The organism is Gilliamella intestini (assembly GCF_900094935.1).
Lineage (GTDB): Bacteria > Pseudomonadota > Gammaproteobacteria > Enterobacterales > Orbaceae > Gilliamella > Gilliamella intestini.
Genome location: NZ_FMBA01000011.1, coordinates 17,508 through 39,545, shown reverse-complemented (window position 1 = coordinate 39,545; position 22,038 = coordinate 17,508). Strand labels below are relative to the sequence as shown.

General features: G+C 35.3%; 19 protein-coding genes, 1 tRNA gene and 1 riboswitch. Of the genes, 11 read left to right on the top strand and 9 right to left on the bottom strand.

Features of this window, described 5'->3' with window-relative positions:
* Positions 1–11 precede the first annotated feature (11 nt).
* The 5 genes from syd (at position 12) to gluQRS (ending at position 4,051) form a co-directional block, all read left to right on the top strand.
* Positions 12–545: a SecY-interacting protein gene (gene syd / locus GA0061080_RS04515; protein WP_091121767.1), complete on the top strand. Its 534-nt coding sequence runs from the start codon at positions 12–14 to the stop codon at positions 543–545.
* Between the two features lie 130 nt (positions 546–675).
* Positions 676–1,851: an amino acid aminotransferase gene (locus tag GA0061080_RS04510; protein WP_091121764.1), complete on the top strand. Its 1,176-nt coding sequence runs from the start codon at positions 676–678 to the stop codon at positions 1,849–1,851.
* Positions 1,852–2,049: 198 nt separating this feature from the next.
* Positions 2,050–2,535, top strand: coding sequence for a 2-amino-4-hydroxy-6-hydroxymethyldihydropteridine diphosphokinase (folK, locus tag GA0061080_RS04505; RefSeq protein ID WP_091121760.1), 486 nt, complete (start codon positions 2,050–2,052; stop codon positions 2,533–2,535).
* A gap of 136 nt (positions 2,536–2,671) precedes the next feature.
* Positions 2,672–3,127, top strand: a complete 456-nt coding sequence (gene dksA / locus GA0061080_RS04500) for an RNA polymerase-binding protein DksA (protein WP_091121758.1) — start codon at positions 2,672–2,674, stop codon at positions 3,125–3,127.
* Positions 3,128–3,160: 33 nt separating this feature from the next.
* Positions 3,161–4,051 carry a tRNA glutamyl-Q(34) synthetase GluQRS gene (gene gluQRS, locus GA0061080_RS04495; protein WP_209435736.1) on the top strand — a complete coding sequence of 297 codons (891 nt, stop codon included), beginning with the start codon at positions 3,161–3,163 and terminating at the stop codon, positions 4,049–4,051.
* Here gluQRS and moaA read toward each other — a convergent pair.
* The gene (gene moaA, locus GA0061080_RS04490; RefSeq protein WP_091121751.1) at positions 4,031–5,005 is read right to left on the bottom strand and encodes a GTP 3',8-cyclase MoaA; all 975 of its coding nucleotides are present in this window, start codon (positions 5,003–5,005) and stop codon (positions 4,031–4,033) included. The genes gluQRS and moaA overlap by 21 nt on opposite strands.
* Positions 5,002–5,123, bottom strand: a riboswitch (molybdenum cofactor riboswitch). (Overlaps the previous gene by 4 nt.)
* A 610-nt stretch (positions 5,124–5,733) precedes the next feature.
* On the opposite strand from moaA, the gene GA0061080_RS04480 reads away from it, so the two are divergent.
* The 4 genes from GA0061080_RS04480 to ppnN all read left to right on the top strand — a co-directional run bounded on the left by GA0061080_RS04480 (position 5,734) and on the right by ppnN (position 10,846).
* Entirely contained in the window at positions 5,734–7,809 is a 2,076-nt protein-coding gene (locus GA0061080_RS04480; protein WP_091121744.1) for a hypothetical protein, read from the top strand.
* Positions 7,800–8,411 carry an SEN1982 family lipoprotein gene (locus GA0061080_RS04475; RefSeq protein WP_091121739.1) on the top strand — a complete coding sequence of 204 codons (612 nt, stop codon included), beginning with the start codon at positions 7,800–7,802 and terminating at the stop codon, positions 8,409–8,411. Before GA0061080_RS04480 ends, GA0061080_RS04475 begins: the two co-directional genes overlap by 10 nt.
* A 12-nt stretch (positions 8,412–8,423) precedes the next feature.
* Positions 8,424–9,035 carry an SEN1982 family lipoprotein gene (locus GA0061080_RS04470; protein WP_091121737.1) on the top strand — a complete coding sequence of 204 codons (612 nt, stop codon included), beginning with the start codon at positions 8,424–8,426 and terminating at the stop codon, positions 9,033–9,035.
* Positions 9,036–9,469: 434 nt separating this feature from the next.
* A complete protein-coding gene (gene ppnN / locus GA0061080_RS04465) occupies positions 9,470–10,846 on the top strand; it encodes a nucleotide 5'-monophosphate nucleosidase PpnN (RefSeq protein WP_091121734.1) in 1,377 nt (458 codons plus the stop codon).
* 100 nt (positions 10,847–10,946) lie between these two features.
* Here ppnN and radA read toward each other — a convergent pair whose 3' ends face one another.
* From radA to GA0061080_RS04445, 4 genes are all read right to left on the bottom strand, one after another.
* Positions 10,947–12,326 carry a DNA repair protein RadA gene (gene radA / locus GA0061080_RS04460; RefSeq protein WP_091121732.1) on the bottom strand — a complete coding sequence of 460 codons (1,380 nt, stop codon included), beginning with the start codon at positions 12,324–12,326 and terminating at the stop codon, positions 10,947–10,949.
* Between the two features lie 9 nt (positions 12,327–12,335).
* Positions 12,336–13,310, bottom strand: coding sequence for a phosphoserine phosphatase (serB, locus tag GA0061080_RS04455; protein WP_091121729.1), 975 nt, complete (start codon positions 13,308–13,310; stop codon positions 12,336–12,338).
* A 146-nt stretch (positions 13,311–13,456) separates the two neighbouring features.
* Complete coding sequence (gene rsmB / locus GA0061080_RS04450; RefSeq protein WP_091121725.1) at positions 13,457–14,746, bottom strand: 16S rRNA (cytosine(967)-C(5))-methyltransferase RsmB; 1,290 nt, start codon at positions 14,744–14,746, stop codon at positions 13,457–13,459.
* A gap of 42 nt (positions 14,747–14,788) precedes the next feature.
* Entirely contained in the window at positions 14,789–16,132 is a 1,344-nt protein-coding gene (locus tag GA0061080_RS04445) for a Na+/H+ antiporter family protein (protein WP_209435734.1), read from the bottom strand.
* Between the two features lie 198 nt (positions 16,133–16,330).
* Here GA0061080_RS04445 and aroD point away from each other — a divergent pair, with 198 nt between their 5' ends.
* A complete protein-coding gene (gene aroD, locus GA0061080_RS04440) occupies positions 16,331–17,095 on the top strand; it encodes a type I 3-dehydroquinate dehydratase (RefSeq protein ID WP_091121722.1) in 765 nt (254 codons plus the stop codon).
* Positions 17,096–17,201: 106 nt separating this feature from the next.
* Here the strand turns inward: aroD and GA0061080_RS04435 are convergent.
* Positions 17,202–17,277 (bottom strand) — tRNA-Asn (locus tag GA0061080_RS04435).
* 148 nt (positions 17,278–17,425) lie between these two features.
* Here GA0061080_RS04435 and GA0061080_RS04430 point away from each other — a divergent pair.
* Positions 17,426–18,001 carry an LOG family protein gene (locus GA0061080_RS04430; protein WP_091121719.1) on the top strand — a complete coding sequence of 192 codons (576 nt, stop codon included), beginning with the start codon at positions 17,426–17,428 and terminating at the stop codon, positions 17,999–18,001.
* A 53-nt stretch (positions 18,002–18,054) separates the two neighbouring features.
* Here GA0061080_RS04430 and GA0061080_RS04425 read toward each other — a convergent pair whose 3' ends face one another.
* From GA0061080_RS04425 to fruB, 3 genes are read right to left on the bottom strand one after another with little or no spacing between them, the layout of a single operon-like run.
* Positions 18,055–19,806, bottom strand: coding sequence for a fructose-specific PTS transporter subunit EIIC (locus GA0061080_RS04425; RefSeq protein WP_091121717.1), 1,752 nt, complete (start codon positions 19,804–19,806; stop codon positions 18,055–18,057).
* Between the two features lie 9 nt (positions 19,807–19,815).
* A complete protein-coding gene (fruK, locus tag GA0061080_RS04420) occupies positions 19,816–20,751 on the bottom strand; it encodes a 1-phosphofructokinase (RefSeq protein WP_065635472.1) in 936 nt (311 codons plus the stop codon).
* Entirely contained in the window at positions 20,752–21,924 is a 1,173-nt protein-coding gene (fruB, locus tag GA0061080_RS04415; protein WP_065635473.1) for a fused PTS fructose transporter subunit IIA/HPr protein, read from the bottom strand. It abuts the gene before it with no gap.
* Positions 21,925–22,038: the final 114 nt, after the last annotated feature.

Here is a 22,038-nt window from a genome sequence, read left to right as displayed (position 1 = left end):
AAAATCACCTTATGGATATCCAAGATAAAACTGCCCTAATTGATTTTACTTCGCGTTGGATCGAGCAATTTGACAATGCACCACAAAGTGAAGAACTACACGCTATACCTTCACCTTGCATTCTAAAAACGGAACAATTAACTGTATATTGGCAACCTTTTTTATTAACGCCACCAAGATCCTTAACTATCGTTGAACAACTTGTTGGCATTACGCTACACCCTAGTAGCCATGTTTTTTATGGCACACAATATGCAGGCAATATGACAGCTAAGTTTAACAACATTAATTTAGTTTTAATTCAGCCTTGGAATGATGATGATTTTTCAAATTTAGAACAAAATTTAATTGCTCATCTATCACAACAAAAAAAGTTACGGCGTACACCAACGGTATTTATTGCCTCGACTGATGAAAGTACCGAAATCATTAGCTTAAATAACCTAACAGGTGAAGTGGTAAAAGAAGATCTTATTACTGGAGAGTTAACAGTATTAGGAGATGATTTACCACAATTTTTACAGCAACTTGTTGCAAATTGTTAAAAAATAGCATGCTAAAAAATAAGGATAATTTATTTAAAATTTTTTTAATAGATTGTCATTATCAAAATTGTAACTTACAAAATAATGTGTATATAATGCGCTAAAAGTCATTAGATCAGATAGGTGAATTATGTTTGAATATTTAACAGCAGCTCCAGCCGATCCCATTTTAGGACTAGCCGATCTTTACAACAACGACGAACGCGCCAATAAAATCAATCTTAGCGTGGGCGTGTATAAAGATGAAACGACCAAAACACCTATTTTAGAAAGTGTAAAAAAAGCCGAACACTTTTTATTAACTAATGAAATATCAAAAAGTTACTTACCAATTGATGGTGACATTGCATTTAATATAGCAACCCAACAGCTACTTTTGGGTCACGAAAATGAGCGAGCAAGAACAGCTCAAGCGCCAGGTGGAACAGGTGCTTTACGCATAATGGCAGACTTTTTAGCTCGCAAAACAAAGGTAAAACGTGTTTGGATAAGCAACCCTTCTTGGCCAAATCACCGTAGTGTATTTCAAACAGCAGGGCTTGAAGTTCGTGAATATCAATATTACAACCCTGAAACTCACAGCCTTAATTTTGATGCCATGATGAACGATTTAAGCCTTGTTACTACAGGTGAGGCAGTGCTATTCCACGGCTGTTGTCACAACCCAACAGGTATTGATCTAACACCTGAGCAATGGCAATCTATCTCGGATCTAGCCTTAAAAAATGGTTGGCTACCATTATTTGACCTTGCTTATCAAGGTTTTGGACAAGGTATAGAAGAAGACGTCTACGGCTTAAGACTCTTTGCTCAAAATCAACCTGAATTACTCATTGCCAGTTCCTATTCCAAAAACTTTGGTCTTTATAACGAACGTGTTGGCGCGTTTACTTTAATTGCTACCAATAGTGAAATTGCCGATCGAGCCTTTAGCCAAGTAAAAACGATTATTCGGGCTAACTATTCTAATCCTCCTGCCCATGGTGCTAAAATCGTCTCTCACATTTTAAATAATGAAGAACTAAAAGAAGAATGGATTAATGAATTAACCAATATGCGCCAACGCATTCACCGTATGCGCCAACTATTTGTTAAAACCTTACAAGATAAAGGGGCTAGTCAAGATTTTAGCTTTATTGTTAAACAAAATGGCATGTTTTCATTTAGTGGTCTAAATGAAGAACAAGTACTCAAATTACGCAACGACTATGGTATCTATATTGTTAACTCAGGACGGATTAATGTTGCTGGTATGACATTAGATAATATGTCTAGACTTTGCGAATCAATTGTTAAAGTACTATAAAAAATAAATATCAAATTAATCATCCTAAACTAACCAATAAACCACAGGCTTATTGGTTTTTTATGCCATTTATCATTGATTTAGATCCCTCCTAAAAACAATAACTAATAAAGCGATATAGTCTTTTTTACCAACGATGTTATATGTTAAAATTGTTATTATCAAACACCAATCATATCAAAAAATAAACGACTAATTATGTCTATTTGTTATATCGCCTTAGGCAGCAATCTTGAAGATCCATTAGCACAAGCTAATTGTGCAATAACAGCATTAAAGCAATTGCCTAACACAACATGTTTAGAAGTGTCACCTTTTTACCGCAGTAAACCACTTGGTCCACAAGATCAAAATGATTATCTTAATGCCGTTGTAAAAATTACAACAACCCTATCCCCGATTGAACTACTCGAAGCCCTACAAGCAATTGAAAAAGCCCAAGGTCGTGTGCGTAAAGAAAATCGATGGGGAGCAAGAACCTTAGATCTTGATATTTTACTGTATGATGATTTAGTGATCGAAAGCGAAAGACTAACAATCCCACACTACCATATGAAAAATCGAGAGTTTGTCCTCTACCCACTATTTGATATCAGCCCTGAACTTATTTTACCTGATAACGATAAGTTGTATGATTTAGTAACCAAATGCCCTAAAAATGGATTAGAAAAGTGGGATAAGTAATTATCTTTATTAATAACATACAGTTGTACTATTTTGCTTATTTATAGATTGAAAAAAGATAAAAAAAAATTTGCCAATAGCTAATTTATTGCTATAGTTTACCGCTTGCAAATAATCTGTACTTAAGGGGATTGCTGTGAAAAAGGAACAAAAATTAAATACATCTTCTCTTAGCCTGCTTTCAATTGCTGGGCTTGAGCCTTATAAAGAGGCAAAAGGCGAGGAGTACATGAACCCTAAGCAATTGAAACATTTTAAACTTATTTTAGAAGCTTGGCTAACACAGCTACAAGGTGAAATGGGAAAAACAGTTACGCATATGCAAGATGAAGCAGCGAACTTTCCAGATCCGGCTGACCGAGCAACACAAGAAGAAGAATTCAGCCTTGAATTACGCGCTCGAGATAGAGAAAGAAGGCTCATCAAAAAAATCGAAAAAACGTTAAAGAAAATTGAATCAGACGATTTTGGTTATTGTGAATCTTGTGGAGTTGAAATTGGGATTCGCCGTTTAGAAGCAAGACCAACAGCCGATTTATGTATCGATTGTAAAACGCTTGCAGAACTTCGCGAAAAACAAATGGGTATGTGATCCCAGTTTTATCTATCATTCCAAATCAGACCTATGCATTATATCGGTCGTTTTGCCCCTTCACCATCAGGACCATTACATTTTGGTTCGTTGGTAACGGCTATTGGTAGTTATCTCCAAGCTAAATCTTGTCGTGGTAAATGGCTTGTCCGTATCGAAGATATCGACCCACCACGAGAAGTCAAAGGGGCATCATCACTTATATTAAAAACGCTTGAAGCACTTAATTTATATTGGGATGATACAATCTTATATCAATCATCTTGCTGTGAGCGTTACCGTACTGTTTTAAAAACACTAATAGATAAACAACAAGCCTATTATTGTGACTGTACTAGACAACGAATTCAAAACCTAACAAATGGTATTTACGATAACTTTTGTCGTGAACGACATTTATCTATCAATAATAGGCAACAAGTTGCTATACGTTTAAAACAAAATCATCCTATTTTTCAATTTAAAGATCAGATTCGTGGCTTACAAACAATTGAAAAAGCTAGCGCACAAGAAGATTTTATTATTCACCGCAAAGACGGCTTATTTGCCTATAACTTAGTGGTAGTTTTAGACGATCATGAACAAGGAATTACCGAAATTGTTCGTGGCGCAGATCTTTTACCCGTTACTGCTAAACAAATATCACTATATCAACTGCTTGGTTTTTCTGTACCAAATTACTGCCATTTACCACTAGTATTAGATAAAAATGGCAATAAACTATCAAAACAAAATCATGCTAGCCCGATTGATTTAAACAATTTTAAAGCGTTAACCGTCCAGGCTTTACAGTTTCTAGGACAATATGTGCCAGAAGATTGGCAAGACGCCACTCAAAAACAGTTACTAGATTGGGCTATACAACATTGGCAAATTGACAATGTCCCAAAACACAACAGCCAATTATCCACCGATATAAGATAAATTAGGGGTTATCCCTACACGATGATCATGTAACAAATGCTTTTCTGGTTTAATCATTAATGAAGCAAGAATTCTTGCTTTTAATTGTTGTTTCTGTTCTGAGCTTCCCAACAAATCACGTAAATCAACCGCCGCATCACCAAATAGGCAGTAATGTAATTTACCGATAGATGATACACGTAATCGATTGCAACTTTTACAAAAATCTTTTGAATAGGGCATAATCAAACCAATTTTTCCTTGATAATCGCTGTGCACATAAATCTTAGCAGGACCTGATAATGGTTTTTTGGGTTGTAACTCCCACCCCTGCGCAATTAATTGTGTTTCAATAAAACTACCAGACAAGTGATAACGATTGAATATATCATTGCTTTCGCCTGTTTCCATAAGTTCAATAAAACGCAACTCTACTGGAATATCTTTAATCCATAACAAATAATCATTTAAATTATCATTTATGTTTTTCATCAAAACAGTATTAATTTTGACTTTCTTTATACCTACTTCTAACGATTTATCAACACACTGCAGTAATTCTTTAAGCTTATCTTGGCCAGTAATTAATTTGAATAAATGGGGAGTAAAACTATCAATACTAATATTAATCGCATTTAAACCAGCTTGATGCCAATGGTGAATATTTTTTAATAAACGCGAACCATTGGTCGTAATAGCGAGTTCTTTCACACTGGGATAGGAAGATATGAGCGATAAGATATCAATAAAATCGCGACGCAAAGTAGGTTCGCCACCGGTTAATCGAATTTTGCGTACACCAAGATCAGTAAATGTTGCCACAACATGATTAATTTCATTGAGCGACAAAAATTTATGTTCCTTGTTAGGCTGATAACCACTTGGTAAACAGTACTGACACTGAAAATTACACAGCTCGGTAATCGACAAACGCAGATATTGAAATCGACGCTGATAATTATCAACTAATTGCATATATACATTAAACACCTTATCCAAATCGGGAAGCATAACCATTTCTGCGTTATACCGCAGCTAATCCACCATATGAAAATATCACTTAGGTAAAAAAGCTTCAGAGTTTGGCTCAGTCTAGCATAGGCTTTATTCTTTGACTATGAGCAAAATGATTTTTATAACCTGCCTCCTCTCCAATTAATAGAAACTTATTTATAGGAAATTTATTTACATTATGTTAATTTCTGCTAATCTTGTTCAATTAGATTGACTATTTTATGATACTAATCAATATATAATAACTGAGGAATAGGTATAAATTTATGGCATAATAGATATATGTAATGGAATATAAGTTATATAAAGTGAGTCAATTTTAAATAAACACTAATAATAAAAGCTCCATGACAAATAACATCGATTTTGCAATAAATTGACCAATAATGAAGAATGAAAAAGGCATTTGTTTTTTTATTAGGCTGTGAAGATTCAAATCTAAAATCTATTGATAATACATTATTGGAAAACATAAAGACATATTATATTCAAAAGATTCCAAATAAAGTTAACCAAATCTGTTTTTATTTAGGAAATATCTTATTTCCTTATCAAACTAAACAATTAACCTATCCTAAACAATCTCTAACAAAAGTATGGGTAAATAATCAACTTAATCGACATTTGGATCTATTTACCCGACTTATATTTAATCGCAAAACAATCCTATTTTATAACAATCAATTATTATGAATAATAAAATAATAAAATCTGCCCGATATCTAACAAATTTAAGCTTAATTTTATTCCCTATCTTAGCATTCTCTGATGATGCTAGTCGCTATATTACTTATAACAATCTACTCTTTGATCGTGATGGCACTGTTATTATTGATAACAGCCAAGAAATTGACTCAATAAAATACCAAGATCATTATTGGATTGTGCAGTTACATACTAATTACAATGAATATAACTACAGTAATATAAATAATATAGATAACTTTAAATTTTCTTTTGAAAAAAAAGGCGATATATTAAAATTTAAAATCCCAAAAAACTTAACTTATTTAGGCGCCGAACGAATAGCCTATTATTACGGAGATACAGATTTATCAGTTGTCATTGATACCGATGGTAATTTAATTACACCAAAAGGAATTTATTATAAAAAAATCAATCCGTTCATTGATGGTTATGCAAAAGTTACTACTAAAAATGATGAGATTGGTTATTTAAATCTACAAGGTGAATTTTTCAAAAAACTTCCCCCAAAAGCGCAAATACAAAAATCTCAATCCCAAACAAATTTAAATTCACAATGCAAAATAATCACATCTGATAAAATCATGCAGCTATGTAAAAAAAATAATAGCCAATATTTAATTAATAGCAAAACAGGCAAAGAAACCGATGTTGGATCTAATGCATGGGATACTAATCGAGATAATGATTATAAAAACAATCTTTCCGCTGGTTATTTTTGGATAGGCAATTATCAAGATAGTTATCGTATTTATCAATTATATGACTATGATGGGAAAATGCATTATGAAAATCAGTTTGATAGCATTTCTCCTTTATATGGTACAGTAAGTTGGGTAAAAAATAATTATAATTCTAAAAAATATCACCTTATTGATATTAAGGGTAAAACACTTGGTGAATATGATTATTATACAGTTAAAGATGTTGGCAAGGAAAAACTTTATTATGCCCAAAAAACCACACAAAAAAATCAAAGTGAGGATAAAAAAGATTTATTAACGATTTTGGATATAAATGGTAATATTTTATTTTATGAAGATATCGTCGGTCAGGCACAATACAAATTTTGTAACCGTAATTTTAAAGTATTAAAAAATAAGGAAAATAAAATAGTTTGGCCAACAGACTTAGAGCGAGAATGTCTTTTAGATCGTTATATTGAATCGGCAAAAACAGATAAAAATGGCTATCTAGACAAAAAAAACAAAGATATTAAAATACCACAAGATAAAATTCCTGAAATCAGCCGTTATTTTACACAAATCCAATCAAACAAAAATACAAGTCATTTTGCATTCAATCAGAGTGAGATTTATCTTGCAGGGCCTACTACAACTAAAATCGAAAATATTGCAGAACTAAATATACCTGAAGGGTATATATATAGTGAACAATACCTGTTAACTAATGCAGCATTTTGTGATAGGTTTGTTATGCCTGCTTATGACAATAAAAACCGATTATGCATAAATGTTTATAAAGTAGGATTTATTGACTTACTTGAAGTCAATAAATTATTTGACGACAAGACTAAAATCGAAAAATTAAAAACAAAAATTGCTGCAGAGGTAGAAAATTACAAAGCATATAATGACTATTTAAAATTTGAATGGTTAATCGACCCTGAATTTGATTTTGAAAACCAGAGTTTAAAATTCGGTTATCGATATCATGTAGCATCAAGTACTACAAATAGAACAAGCCAAATTATCGAATATATAAAATTTGCCAAAGACCACATCATCGTGATGAAAAACGACTATCACGATGATTATAACGATTTTAAACCGATGGAGTTTGATTGGCTTAATCATATTAAGGTTTTTGAAAAAGTCGATATCAACTTGCGCTATCCTTGTAGTAAATTATCACTAAAAGACTCAGCATTATCTGCCAGTCAATTTACTTATTTAGATAAAGAATTTTGTTTTCCACTACCAATAACTAGTTTACTTAATATCGATCGCTTTCAGCCCAAATTAAACGGTTACTATCAGTTATTCTCTTTCGAAGAAAACATGTACCAGATAAAGGATGGCAAAACCTTATGGAAATAAAAAAATATTCACTTAGTGTTATGGCAACAATAATCGCACTTACACTCACTGGATGTGATATCAAGCCGCAACAAAAACAGTCTGTGACTTTTAATTTAACTGAACAACAATGGCAAAACGAAATACAACAGCGTTTTGATACCATTAATGGCAATGGTGAACCGATAAATTGCATATTGCTACTAAAAACAAATCCGCCTTATTACATATTTGACCGATACAAAAACAGTAACGAATTTAAGCTATTACAAAGGTTAACAGAAGCGGGCTTGCTAACGGAACAAATTGACATCTACAAAAATAGCCAAGATAAAAATGTTTATATCTATAACCTTACCGAAGAAGGGAAAAAACACCATAGAATCTGGCCTAACATAAGTCAGTCAGGTTTTTGCCTTGGCAAGGTGATTGTCAAATCGATAACCCAAATAACGCCGCATAACAGTTATGTTGAAATTAAATATCAGTATATTATTGATAAATTGCCGCCAAAATTAGAGCCACAAAATCAATTAAAAACCAATACCGCAAGGTTTAGTTACGACGAGCAAACAAAACAGCTCTACAGTGAATGGGGTATTGGTTTAATTGTTAATATGTAGGAATTAATCATCATGAATTTAAAATACCCACTTATCGCTACTTTCAGTTTATTGCTATTGGGTTGCGACAATACAAATTATGAAAAATCGCTACAGAATACTTTAAGCAGACAAGACAACCAAGCACTGTGTTATTTCTTGCCAAATAAGCAGAACCTCTTGCCTGCGGACATATTTTTCGATAAACCAACTGAAATACTCGACCTATTTGTCGAACTCAAATTCTTAGAAACAAGCAACATCAAAGCCAACTTTATCGACAAAAATAACACGATCGAAATCGAAGGAGTAAGGTACAAACTAACCGAAGAAGGTAAACAGTATTTTATCGACAACAAAGGGGCATTCTGCTTTGGTAGTATCATTGTGGATAAAATCAATGACACGTACAATATCAAGATAAACTACGTCTATACCGTCAAGAACGGAAAGTGGATCGACTATAACTACCATTACACCAACATCCCCAACTGGGCAAAGGACAAACGATTACAACAGTACTATAATCACACAATCTCGCTCAATAACGAAGTGCTTCTTGACGCAAGAGCAACGTATTACAGCTCAGATGGAAGTTTTGATACAGGTATTAAGAAGAATAAGGTGATTACATTTAAGGATTAAAAAAGATGAACAAAAACATAAATAAAATTATTACTTTTTCTGAATTTTTTGATAGGTAATTAGCTTTCTTGAATAAAAAATTCTCTCACAAATCCACCCCTAGGTTATGCTGTTTGTCTTTTTCGGCACCAGAATGTGCCAATAACAAGCGAATTCACTTCAAATTTTCTTGGTTCGGACAAGATCTTTGTAGCTATTCTCATCACTTAAAGCCAAAACGTCCGAAATCACAATACCAAATTCAATCAATACACCAAACAACTAACCATTATTATCCATACAGGTAAATAATTAATAGTTGTTTCTTTCAAGAAGCAAAATCCATTAACTATGAATTTGTATTTGAATTGATTACATTTATTCGCTTTACTTATTCAATCGATTTAAGTATATAATAATCTTTTTATTGATAAAAATGTTATATTGAGGTTGCGATGATTACCCATATTAGCCCATTAGGATCAATGGATTTACTTGCTCAGGCAGAAGTCGATATTCTGAAAAAATCTGCCAATAGCGAACTTTATAAATTATATAGAAATTGTTCGTTAGCAACACTAAATGCAGGTAGTAAAACCGATAATACGAAAGATCTGTTAGATAGATTCCAGTCTTTCGAAATTAATGTGATTAGTAAAGAACGAGGCGTCAAGTTAGAGTTGGTTAATGCTCCAGAAAGCGCTTTTGTTGATGGTCGAATTATTCGTTCAATTCAAGCTAATTTGTTTGCAGTGTTACGCGATATCCTTTTTTTAAATAGTCAAATCAGTGCAGTTAAAGAGCTTATTTCCGATTTCAAATTTGAAAGGGATCATTCATTTTATATTACCAACCTTGTTTTTTCTATTTTACGCAATGCCAATGCACTCCATGTAGGTGAAGAGCCAAACTTGGTTGTCTGCTGGGGTGGACATTCGATTAACGAAAATGAATATTACTATGCCCGTCAAGTAGGTATGCAACTGGGCTTACGAGAGTTAAATATTTGCACAGGTTGTGGTCCAGGTGTGATGGAAGCACCTATGAAAGGAGCGGCAGTAGGTCATGCACAGCAGCGTTATAAAGAAAGCCGTTTTATTGGCATGACCGAACCGTCAATTATTGCAGCAGAACCGCCCAATGCATTAGTCAATGAATTGATTATTATGCCCGATATCGAAAAACGACTTGAAGCGTTTGTTCGAATGGCTCATGGCATTATTATCTTCCCTGGTGGACCGGGAACCGCCGAGGAGTTGCTTTATATTCTGGGTATTTTATTAAACCCTGCAAATAAACACCAAACACTACCTCTTATTCTGACTGGACCTAAAGAGTGCGAAGATTATTTTGCTTCAATAGATAATTTTATTCGTAGCACATTAGGTGATGAGGCAACTAAGCTTTATCAAATTGTGATTGATTCGCCGGAACAAGTCGCTCGTATTATGAAAGAAGGAGTTAAGCATGTTAAAGCTTCACGCTTAAAAACAGGTGATGCTTATGGGTTTAATTGGCTATTAAAAATTGATGAATCATTACAACATACTTTCGAACCTACTCACGCTAATATGGCATCATTAAATCTTCATCGTGAGCAACCTGTCGAACTGTTAGCCGCTGATTTACGTCGTGCGTTTTCTGGTATTGTTGCTGGAAATGTTAAAGAGTTTGGTATGAAGCAAATTGCGGAAAATGGTCGATACAAATTACAAGGCGATATTGAAATTATGCAGCAACTTGATAATCTATTGCGTAGCTTTGTTAAACAAAACCGAATGAAATTACCAGGAGGCAGCGCTTATCAACCTTGTTATGAAATTTGTTATTAAATAATAATATTAACCCTTTTAACAAAAATTGAATCCAACTTTAATCCGCCGATAATCTTATTGGCGGATTAATTTTAACTATTACTCTTTTATACGGTTTTTAAAAATCACCTAAAATATCTAGTGCTTCTGACACTTTTTTAACTGCAAAAATCTGCATATTTTCGGGCTTCTTCTTCGGCATATTGGCAATAGGTACGATTGCTTTTTTAAAACCATGTTTAGCCGCTTCAGAGATACGTTCTTGTCCGCTCGGTACTGGGCGAATTTCGCCACCCAGTCCAATCTCGCCAAAAATAACGATATCTTGCGGTAAAGGACGATTACGAAAACTAGATACTAAAGCCGAAATTAATGCCAAATCTGCACTGGTTTCGGTAACTTTAACACCACCAACAACATTAACAAAAATATCTTGATCGGCCATTTGTAGCCCACCATGCCTGTGTAATACCGCAAGTAATAATGCAAGTCGGTTTTGATCTAATCCGACTGTTACACGTCGTGGATTACCATACATAGAGTGATCAACAAGAGCTTGAATTTCAACCAGTAATGGACGTGTTCCTTCCCACAATACCATTATCGAACTACCCGGTAGCATTTCATCACCACGGCTTAAAAAGATGGCAGATGGATTGCTGACCTCTTTTAGACCTTGTTCAGTCATAGCAAACACTCCAAGTTCATTCACGGCACCAAAACGGTTTTTATGGCTTCGTAACGTTCTAAAACGTGAATCTCCATCACCATCTAATAAGACAGAACAGTCAATGCAATGTTCAAGCACTTTCGGCCCTGCGAGTGAGCCATCTTTGGTGACATGTCCAACCATAATAATAGCAATGCCTTTAGTTTTGGCAAAACGTGTTAAATAAGCTGCTGTTTCACGCACTTGCGCAACACTGCCGGGGGACGATTGGATATCAGTTAAGTGCATAACTTGAATTGAGTCAATCACCATCAGTTTAGGTTGCGATTGATCGGCAAGTAAGCATATTTGTTCAATGCTTGTTTCAGATAGCATATTGATATTATCAGCGGGTAACCCTAAACGATGGGCACGCATCGCCACTTGTTGGAGCGATTCTTCACCAGTAACATAAAGTGTATTCATTTGCGAAGAGAGCTTACTCATGGTTTGCAGTAACAGTGTACTTTTACCTGCCCCGGGATTTCCCCCTATGAGAATGGCACTTCCCGGTACGACACCACCGCCAAGCACACGATCAAATTCTGAAAAACCGGTTGAAAATCTTGGCAGAGCCTCTAAACTGATTTCGGACAATTTTTGAATTTTAGCTTGCCCAATCACGCTACCTGCATAACCCGTTAATCTATCATTACGTGAAGAGGTGCTTGCAAGCCTAACTTCTGTAATGGTGTTCCAAGCATGACATGAGCTACATTGCCCTTGCCAACGCGGGTAATCTGCTCCGCAATCATTACAAACATAAGCACGTTTTACTGCTTTTGCCAATTTAATCTCCTAACCTTCGCTTAATAAACTGGTTGATAAAATGCACCATAATCCAGTTAAATCAGCATAATTAATACTAATTCGTGCCTTTTCGACAACTTTAGGCTTACCATGATAAGCAACGCCTAGACCAGCAATACGAATCATCATCAAATCATTGGCTCCATCACCAATTGCGACAGTTTGTTCAATGGGAATTTCCAATGAGGCTGCTAATTGTTGTAATGTCCTTGCTTTATATTTTGCATCAACAATTTGACCAGAAACTTTACCGGTTAATTTACCATGTTTGATTTCTAATTCATTAGCATAAACGTCAACTAATTTTAACTTTTGCTTTAAATGATCCGCAAAATAGGTAAAACCGCCTGAGGCAATAGCTACATGCCAATTTTTTTTATGCAGTTCTTTTACTAAATAAGTAAGCCCAGGAGTAAGTGGTAAATTATCTTTAACTTGATCTAAAATAGCTTGATGCGCCCCTTTTAAGGTTGCCACACGTTTTCGCAAACTCGTAGCAAAATCAAGTTCACCTCGCATCGCTTGTTCAGTTACCGCTGCAACTTGCTCACCAACACCCTGCAATTTAGCAAGCTCATCAATACATTCAATACCGATCGCCGTCGAATCCATATCCATAACCAATAATCCAGGTGATCGTAGCGTGGGTAAATTATCGATTGGGGCAACATCAATACCTAATGCTAATGATATCGATTTAGCTTTTTTAGGTATCACCCCGGCAATACGAACAATCTGATAAGTTTTGATTTTCCATGATGAAACAATCACCATTGGCATAGCAAGTTGATCTTGGAATTTTGATAAGACTGTTTTATTTAACTTTTTACCATAAATAATCCAGCCTGTTTTACCTGCATTATAATCTAAAGGAACCACTTCACAGCCATTTAATGACAGCGGTAAACCTTGCCAATGTTGGATATTTTCAGGTAAATCATTGTAGGTGAGAGTATAAGCCATATCTGAACATCTTTATAAGATAAAACAAGCCCAAAATTTATCACAACTACTAAAGATTGTCCAAATTAGGATTGTGTGATTTTTTTAGTTTTTTATACTTAAACACATAGTTACCTGAAACTTTTTAACAAAAATAAAAGGGAAAATTATACTTTCTTTAATACTGCATAAAAGAAACCATCACCACCATTTTCAGTAGGTAAAAATTGTTTAATTTCACCTTGTAATTTGGCGCTGGTGTTTTCATGCAAAAAACGCTCAATTTGTAATTTATTTTCGTCTGGTAGGATTGAACAAGTGGCATAAACCAAAGTACCACCAGTTTTTAAATAAACCCAGATTTTAGTTAAAATAGCGTATTGTAATTCGGTCAACTGCATGATATCACTATCTCGGCGTAACCATTTTATATCGGGATGACGGCGGATAACGCCTGTTGCTGAACAAGGCGCATCAAGTAAAATGCGATCAAATTGTTGCCCTTCACACCATAGTTCTGGGGTTAATCCATCACCAACTTTAACTTCGGCATGTAAGTTTAATCGAGTTAAATTTTCGTGAATGCGCTTCACTCGGCTAGGCTCAATATCCACCGCTAAAACTTGTGCTTTTGGAGCAACTTCTAAAATATGTGTGGTTTTACCACCAGGTGCTGCGCACATATCTAAAATTTGTTCGCCATTTTGTGGCGCTAATAAATACGCAGCATATTGCGCTGATAGGTCTTGCACTGTGACAGCACCCTTTGCAAAATCAGGTAATTTTGCCACATTAACGGGTGTTATTAACCTAATTGCGGAAGGTATATCCGCAAAGGTTTCTGATTCTATGTCATCTTTGGCAAGTAATTGTTGGTACTCACTTACTAAGTGTTGATTAAGATTTACCCTCAACCACATTGGTGGTTTTTGATTATTTGCATTAACAATAGCTTGCCACTGCTTTGGATAAGCCTGTTTAAGCCGTGTTAACAACCAACTTGGGTGCAGTGTCTGCTGATTTTGTTGCTTGCTGTCTTGTGTAAATTGTTGTTGTAATGATGTTTGTTGGCGCAAAAACTCACGCAATACACCATTTACAACCCCTTTAAGCTGTGTTTTTTTGAGAGTATTGACCGCATTAACTGTCTCACCGACTGCCGCATGTGCTGGAATACGGGTATAAAGAATCTGGTAAATACCCACTAACAATAGGTCATGTAAAATTCTATTTTTACCCGTTAACACTTTACTCATCAAGGTATGAATATAAAAATTAAGTTCGGGTAATACGCGCATCACACCAAAACAGATTTCTTGTACTAACGCCTTATCTTTATCAACTATTTTATGATTAAGTGTTGTTAAGGTGGCACTTAGTGATTGCCCCTCCTCTAACACGTTAAAAATAGCTTGGGCACAAACTACACGAATATTTTTGTGTGATTGATTATTCATAATAATAATGACCTAAACGACAAAAATTAAATATAACGTTGATTATAAAATTAACGATCCAATCCAACCCGCAATAAATAAAGGAATATTAAAATGGGTAAATGTAGGAATAACACTATCGCGAATATGGTCATGTTGCCCATCACTATTAAGCCCTGCTGAGGTTGCCAAAATCGTATCAGATGGTGGAGATCCTGCATCCCCAATTGCGCCAGATGCACCAATTAAGCATACGGTGGCAATTGGTGAAAAACCGAGTTGTACACAAAGTGGGACATATACTGCAGCAATGATAGGAACTGTCGAAAATGAAGATCCAATACCTAATGTAATAACCAGCCCAATTAGCATCATCACAAAAGCGGCAATCACTTTATTACCAGCAAATAATGCTGCACTGTTATTAACCAAAGGTTCTATTTCATGAGTCTGCTTTAACACTTCGGCAAAACCTTGCGCTGAAATCATTACAAACCCAATCATAGCCATCATTTTGATGCCGTCCGTAAAAACGCCATCAGCTTCACCCCATTTAATCGAACCCGACACAATAAAGCAAATAAAACCAATTAAGGCACCTAAAATCATTGAACCAGTATAAAGTTGAACAGTAAAAGATAGAATAATCGCCAATAATGAAACAATAAGTGAACGCTTATTTACATTGTTTAACGCATCAAGATTTGTCTGTTCATGGATAAGCTTGTATTCACGCGGTTTACGATAGCTCACAAAAATCGCCCATAATAAACCTACAAACATACCTAATGCAGGAATAGCCATGGCGTGCATTACATTGACATGACTTACATCCATTCCTGATGTAGTAATATTTTTTAATAAAATTTGATTTAAAAAGATGTTACCAAAGCCAACGGGTAAAAACATATATGGCGTAATTAGCCCAAATGTCATAATACAAGCAATCATTCGCCTATCGAGTTGTAATTTCGACATTACATATAAAAGTGGCGGAATTAAAAGCGGTATAAAAGCGATATGAATCGGAATAACATTTTGTGAAGAAATACTAACAAGTGCAATAATAATAATTAATAACCATTTAATGCGTTTTTTAGCGTTACTTGTGGTCAGCTGTTGTATTGCTTTATCAGCCAATAGCTCAGGTAAACCCGATTTTGATATTGCCACTGCAAAAGCACCAAGCATAGCGTAAGATAATGCAATATTAGCGCCATTACTAATACCGGTATTAAAAGCATCAATCGTTTCTTTTAACGATAAATGGCTAAATAAACCGCCAACAAATGCCCCAATAATTAAGCTAATTACCACATGAACACGGCAAAGAGACAAAATTAACATACAAATTACCGCTATCACAACAGCATTTATTGACGAGAACAAATCAAGCATCGTATTCATAAATAGATTCTTTATTAAGAAGCGAAGTTTATTATTCTAGGCAATACATAGTGAAAGTGCAATTAATAGTGTATAAGAGTTAATAAATCTTATCAGATTACACACATTAACTTTATTCTATAGTTTTATTTAATACAAAATCAAAACAAGATAAAATTACCACTTATTAACAGAATTTTTTAGCTAACAAGGTATAAAATGAAAACAGTTACTATCAAACAACTTGAGATCGGCGTTGGAGCACCTAAAATTATTGTACCGATTGTCGGCAAAAATGAAGCAGAATTAATCGATGAAGCTCTATTTTTGCAAAAAATTGATTTTGATGTTTTAGAATGGCGAGTTGATCATTTTACCCAAGTTGATAATATTTTGGCTGTCAAACAAGTGGCTAAAAAAATAACAGATCTATTACCCAATAAACCCCTTTTATTCACCTTTAGAACGGCAAACGAAGGTGGAGTAAAACCTTGGCCGTTATCCTCTTATATTCAATTAAATAAAGATATGGCCTGTAGTGGGCTTGTTGATCTAATTGATGTTGAAGCATTTATTGGTGATGATTATGTAGAAGATATTATTGATATTGCCCATAACAATCAGATCTTTATTGTAGCATCAAACCACGATTTTGAAAAAACACCGCCAAAAAGCGAAATTATTAATCGATTAAAAAAAATGCAAGATTTAGGCGCGGATATTCCTAAAATTGCCGTTATGCCACAAACAACGGATGATGTTTTAACTTTACTTGCCGCCACCACAGAAATGAACGAAAAATATGCAATAAAACCAATTGTTACCATGTCTATGGCAGGGCTTGGGGTGATTAGTCGCATTGCAGGAACTACATTTGGTTCAGCAATGACCTTTGGGGCAGCTAAAAATGCATCAGCACCTGGACAATTGGATGTTAACCAATTACGATATATTTTAGATGCATTATATCTAAATCATCGTTGATTTTATAGAAATGATCTAAACCAGTAGCTTGGCATTTAAATATAAACAAGTGATTATTTAGGAAATAAAAAAACCTGCTATAAGCAGGTTTTAACAATTCGGCAGTTGGCTCCTCCAACAGGACTCGAACCTGTGACATACGGATTAACAGTCCGCCGTTCTACCGACTGAACTATGGAGGAACACTTAACAGGCAAAATATTAACGATCTATTACCACAATGTCAATTGATAAAATATTAAATGCAATCAATTGCTCACCTTATAAACAAATTAAAAGCTAACTGTGCTAAAATAGCGAGCAACTAACATAATAGGTAAAATCAAATTGATGAAAAAAAATATTTGTGTTTTTTGTGGTGCAAGTGAAGGCTGTCGCCCAGAATATCGTGAGCAAGCCGAACAGTTGGGTAAAATATTAGCTCAGCAAAATAGGCGTTTAATTTATGGTGGTGGTAATAAGGGATTAATGGGCATTATTGCTAATGCGGTACTGGCTCATGGTGGCGAAGTGATTGGTATTATTCCTGAACGCTTAGTCAAAGCCGAAACTGCACACCATAGTATTACTCGCTTAGAGGTGGTGGATAATATGCATCAACGTAAAGCAAGACTGTCTGAGCTTGCCGATGGTTTTGTTGCAATGCCCGGCGGAACAGGTACGCTAGAAGAAGTTTTTGAAGTTTGGACGGGAATGCAAATCGGTTATCATGAAAAACCTGTCGCTTTGTTTAATGTTGCTGAATTTTGGCAACCTATGCTCAATTTTTTACAACATGCGGTGAATGAAGGATTTGTTCGAGATAGTTTTTATAAAACATTAATTGTTGATAATAACCCTGAAAGTATGCTTCAAAAAATGGATAACTTTATCCCTAAAGATTTGCAACGTTGGGTTAAAAAGTAGTTTACAGAATAAAAAAACGCCATCATTTGATGGCATTTCTTATATTATTAATATTAAGCGACAGTAGCGGCTTCTGCTTCTGATTCAGTTTTTTTAATCAATGCATAAGCAACGCCTGCAATAACTGCACCAACAACAATAGATAATAAGTAGCCAACCACTGGTTTAACCACCCCCGGAATTGCTAAAGCAAATAAACCACCATGTGGCGTCATTAATTGTGAACCGAAGGCTAACGCCATACCACCAGTGATAGCTCCACCAATAATACAACATGGAATAACGCGTAATGGATCACGAGCGGCAAACGGAATTGCCCCTTCTGAGATAAAGCATAGTCCTAATACTAATGAAGCTTTACCGCTTTCTTGCTCAGCTTTAGCAAATTTTTTGCGTGCAATAAGTGTCGCAATCCCCATTGCTAAAGGTGGAACCATTCCACCGGCCATAATGGCTGCCATTGGCATATATTGATGTTGTGAAATTAATGTTGTTCCGAATAAATACGCTGCTTTATTAACAGGTCCTCCCATATCAGTACACATCATTCCACCTAGAATTACCCCCAAAAGCACAGCAGTATTTGGATTTGAATTCAGCGAATCTAACCATGAATTCAAGGAAGCCATTAACCATGAGATAGGGATCCCTGTATATTCCATCATAAGACCTGTTATTAGGGTTGCTAATAAAGGAATAATCAAAATCGGTTTTAACGCTTCCATACTTTTTGGTAATCGCAGATATCTCGTCATGAGCAAAACCAAATATCCGGCAAAATAACCAATAAAAATACCGCCTAAAAACCCAGCCTTGGTTGACTCAGCTATCATTCCTCCAACAAGTCCAGGAACAAGTCCTGGTCTATCAGCAATAGAATAAGAAATATATCCAGCTAATAGTGGAATCATAAGTTTAAAAGCTGTATCACCAATATCTTTTAAATGTTTTTCCCCAATAAGTTCTTGAACGAATGTCTGTTTTATTACTTCTACACCATTTTCCATGACTTTAACTGTTTTTAATACGTCTTGAAACTCACCCAATGCAAATGATAGAGCAATAATCAAACCGCCAGCAACAACCATTGGTAACATGTACGAAATACCCGTTAAAAGGTGTTGATAAAATCCTTTTTTTTCTTTATTGGATTTAGCTACTGAAGCATTAGCGTTTGGTTGATATACGGTTGCTTCTTCAAAGGCTTTATCAAATTCTTGCGCTGTTTTTTTCAGAGCAGGACCTGTTTTGGTGCGATAAAGCTTTTTACCTGCAAATTTGCTTAAATCAACATCAATATCACAAGCAGCGATAACCACATCGGCAGAAGCCACTTCTTCTGGAGTGAGTTCGTTACCAACACCAACTGAACCACGGGTTTCAACTTTACACCACCAACCGCGTTTTTTGGCTTCTTCTTCAATCGCTTCTGCTGCCATAAAGGTGTGAGCAACACCTGTTGGGCAAGCAGTAACCGCAACAATGCGTTTTACACCTGTATTATTACTTAATGTTGGCGCAATATTGTTGCTTGCTTGATAAACCTCAGCTTTATTAGGTGCATCAGTTAAAATCTGTTTTGGATTAGCAAAAAGGCGGTTTAAGTCATCAACAACATAAACTTTTTTACCAATCACCGATTTATCACTAATAGTTCCTGAACCGACGGCAATAATAACATCTGCTGACTCGGCACTTTCAACTACATTCAAATTTAATGCATTTGCCGCTAAAGTTAATTCAGCTTTAGCTAAACGTCCATTAACTGGACCTGCATTACTACCTTCAATAACATATATATTCATGAATACTCCTTATGCAGCAATTATTTCAATTTTTTCTAGCATATTATTTACAGCTTGGCGATCAGAGACCCCCACACCAGCCTGTCCAACCGATAAAGCCGCAACACTTGATGCAAATACTAAAGTATCTTTAATTGATTGTTCGGTCATTAAACCATACATTAAACCTGCAACCATTGAATCACCCGCACCAACAGTACTAACAACCTGACATTTTGGAGGTTTTGCTAACCATGCCTCATGTTTAGTAACCCATAAAGCGCCTTTACTTCCTAGCGAGATGATGACATTATCGACGCCACCATTAACTAGATCCATAGCGGCTTTTTTGACATCATCTAATGTCGGTAATTTGCGACCTACCCACATTTCAAGCTCTTTGTCATTAGGTTTGATCAACCACGGTTTTGCTTTTAAACCTGCAACTAGGGCATCTCGACTACTATCAAATACTATTTTTGGGCAAATTGCTTTAACCTGCTTCATCCACTGTGTGAATTTTTCAAGCGAAACACCTGCCGGCAAGCTACCACTAATAGCAACCATATCAATGTTTTTTAGCCATTCTAGCGAGCTGGTGACAAAATTTTGCCAATCTTGTTCGCTAATAGTGAAGCCTGAAAAGTTAAGATCGGTAACTTCGCTATTTTCTTCTGTCAATTTAACATTAATGCGTGTTCGACCTTCGACAGTTTGAAACTTATCAACTACATTTAGTGTTTTAAATAATAAATTAAAACCATCACGGTTATCTTTACCTAAAAATCCACCAACAGTTAATTGAACGTCTAAATCCGTTAAAACTTTAGCAACGTTAATACCTTTACCTGCTGCAAGTAATGCATTGGTTTGAACTAAATTAACATCGCCAAGCTCAACTTTAGGGCAAAAACCCAAAAGGTCATAAGCAGGATTTAAGGTGATTGTTGCAATACGATAAGTCATTTAAACTCCCTCACCTAAACCACTTTCAATTGCTTTACCTATTGCATCAAGCACTTGCTGCGCATCATCACCAACAGCGGTAAATTGTAATCGACTGCCTTTTTTAGCGCCTAGTGCAACAATTTTCATTAAGCTAGTTGCACTTACTGGCTCACCCTTGCCGTCTAAATTAGCAACCGTTACTTTACTGTTGAATTCTTTAACAAGTTTAACTAAAACAGATGATGGGCGTGTATGTAAGCCGTTTTCGTTAGGAACAATAAATTCACAAGTAAGCGCACCATTATTAGTACTAGCTTGTGAAACAGTATTCTCTGTAAGCGCTTGTTGTTCAGCAACAAGTAGATTAATAAGTTTATCAGCATTAGCTGAAACTAATTGTTCTAAATTTTGATTGAAAACTAAAGAGGCAATATTGTTGACAACACCTGAAATAGAATCATCAATAGCAGACATTGTAATAAGTAATTTAACTGGATTACCATCTTCACTCAAATTGCTTGTTGTACGGCTAATAGCAATAGCATTTTTTACATTACCAGTTTTGCTATCATTTAACCAAACACCTTGACCAAGATAATTAGGTTTGTTGTCTAACACATCGGTAATAAAAGTTGTATTTACCGCATTTTGTTGTTTTAAACGTGAGGCATTTAATGCTTGTAGCATAGCTAAACTATCGGCAGGAATATCAAGTAGCAATGATGATGAATCAACAACAAATTGACTATCTTCGGCACTTGTTTTACCTGTTAAAATAGCAATAGCTTCGTCGGCAGTTTTAATTGCTTTAATTCGTTCCTCTACTCCATCTGCACTAAGCACATGAGTTAATTGTCGAAGCAACTCTAAATGTTCGTCAGAACTCGCTGCAATACCAATGGCAAGATAGGCCTTTTCACCATCATCTCCCCACTCCACACCATTCGGGAAACAAAATACTTGCACGCCCGTTTTTTTAACTAAATGGCGAGTTTTAGTAGTTCCATGAGGAATAGCAATGCCTATCCCCAAATAAGTAGCTGCTTGAGATTCTCGTTCAAGCATGCCTTCGACATAACCTTGTTCAACAAATCCTACACTAGTTAAGGCTGCAGCAATTTTTTTTATTGCTTCAGTTTTATTAGCGGCTTGTTCATTTAAATGAATGTTTTCTTTAACTAAATGAAACATATAATAAATACCTCTGGGTTAAAATGTTGGGTCGTTTAAAATGACTCAGCAGATATAAATCCTTGAATTAACATTATTGAATCGTTTCAGCAATAATGAATAGATTAACATTAA

Bases quoted from the DNA above. Each gene is read 5' to 3' on its own strand.
- syd (WP_091121767.1), top strand. From the start codon at position 12: ATGGATATCCAAGATAAAACTGCCCTAATTGATTTTACTTCGCGTTGG.
- GA0061080_RS04475 (WP_091121739.1), top strand. From the start codon at position 7,800: ATGGAAATAAAAAAATATTCACTTAGTGTTATGGCAACAATAATCGCA.
- folK (WP_091121760.1), top strand. From the start codon at position 2,050: ATGTCTATTTGTTATATCGCCTTAGGCAGCAATCTTGAAGATCCATTA.
- moaA (WP_091121751.1), bottom strand. From the start codon at position 5,005: ATGCAATTAGTTGATAATTATCAGCGTCGATTTCAATATCTGCGTTTG.
- rsmB (WP_091121725.1), bottom strand. From the start codon at position 14,746: ATGAATAATCAATCACACAAAAATATTCGTGTAGTTTGTGCCCAAGCT.
- GA0061080_RS04480 (WP_091121744.1), top strand. From the start codon at position 5,734: ATGAATAATAAAATAATAAAATCTGCCCGATATCTAACAAATTTAAGC.
- ppnN (WP_091121734.1), top strand. From the start codon at position 9,470: ATGATTACCCATATTAGCCCATTAGGATCAATGGATTTACTTGCTCAG.
- GA0061080_RS04430 (WP_091121719.1), top strand. From the start codon at position 17,426: ATGAAAAAAAATATTTGTGTTTTTTGTGGTGCAAGTGAAGGCTGTCGC.
- fruB (WP_065635473.1), bottom strand. From the start codon at position 21,924: ATGTTTCATTTAGTTAAAGAAAACATTCATTTAAATGAACAAGCCGCT.
- GA0061080_RS04425 (WP_091121717.1), bottom strand. From the start codon at position 19,806: ATGAATATATATGTTATTGAAGGTAGTAATGCAGGTCCAGTTAATGGA.
- aroD (WP_091121722.1), top strand. From the start codon at position 16,331: ATGAAAACAGTTACTATCAAACAACTTGAGATCGGCGTTGGAGCACCT.
- GA0061080_RS04445 (WP_209435734.1), bottom strand. From the start codon at position 16,132: ATGAATACGATGCTTGATTTGTTCTCGTCAATAAATGCTGTTGTGATA.
- GA0061080_RS04470 (WP_091121737.1), top strand. From the start codon at position 8,424: ATGAATTTAAAATACCCACTTATCGCTACTTTCAGTTTATTGCTATTG.
- serB (WP_091121729.1), bottom strand. From the start codon at position 13,310: ATGGCTTATACTCTCACCTACAATGATTTACCTGAAAATATCCAACAT.
- fruK (WP_065635472.1), bottom strand. From the start codon at position 20,751: ATGACTTATCGTATTGCAACAATCACCTTAAATCCTGCTTATGACCTT.
- GA0061080_RS04510 (WP_091121764.1), top strand. From the start codon at position 676: ATGTTTGAATATTTAACAGCAGCTCCAGCCGATCCCATTTTAGGACTA.
- gluQRS (WP_209435736.1), top strand. From the start codon at position 3,161: ATGCATTATATCGGTCGTTTTGCCCCTTCACCATCAGGACCATTACAT.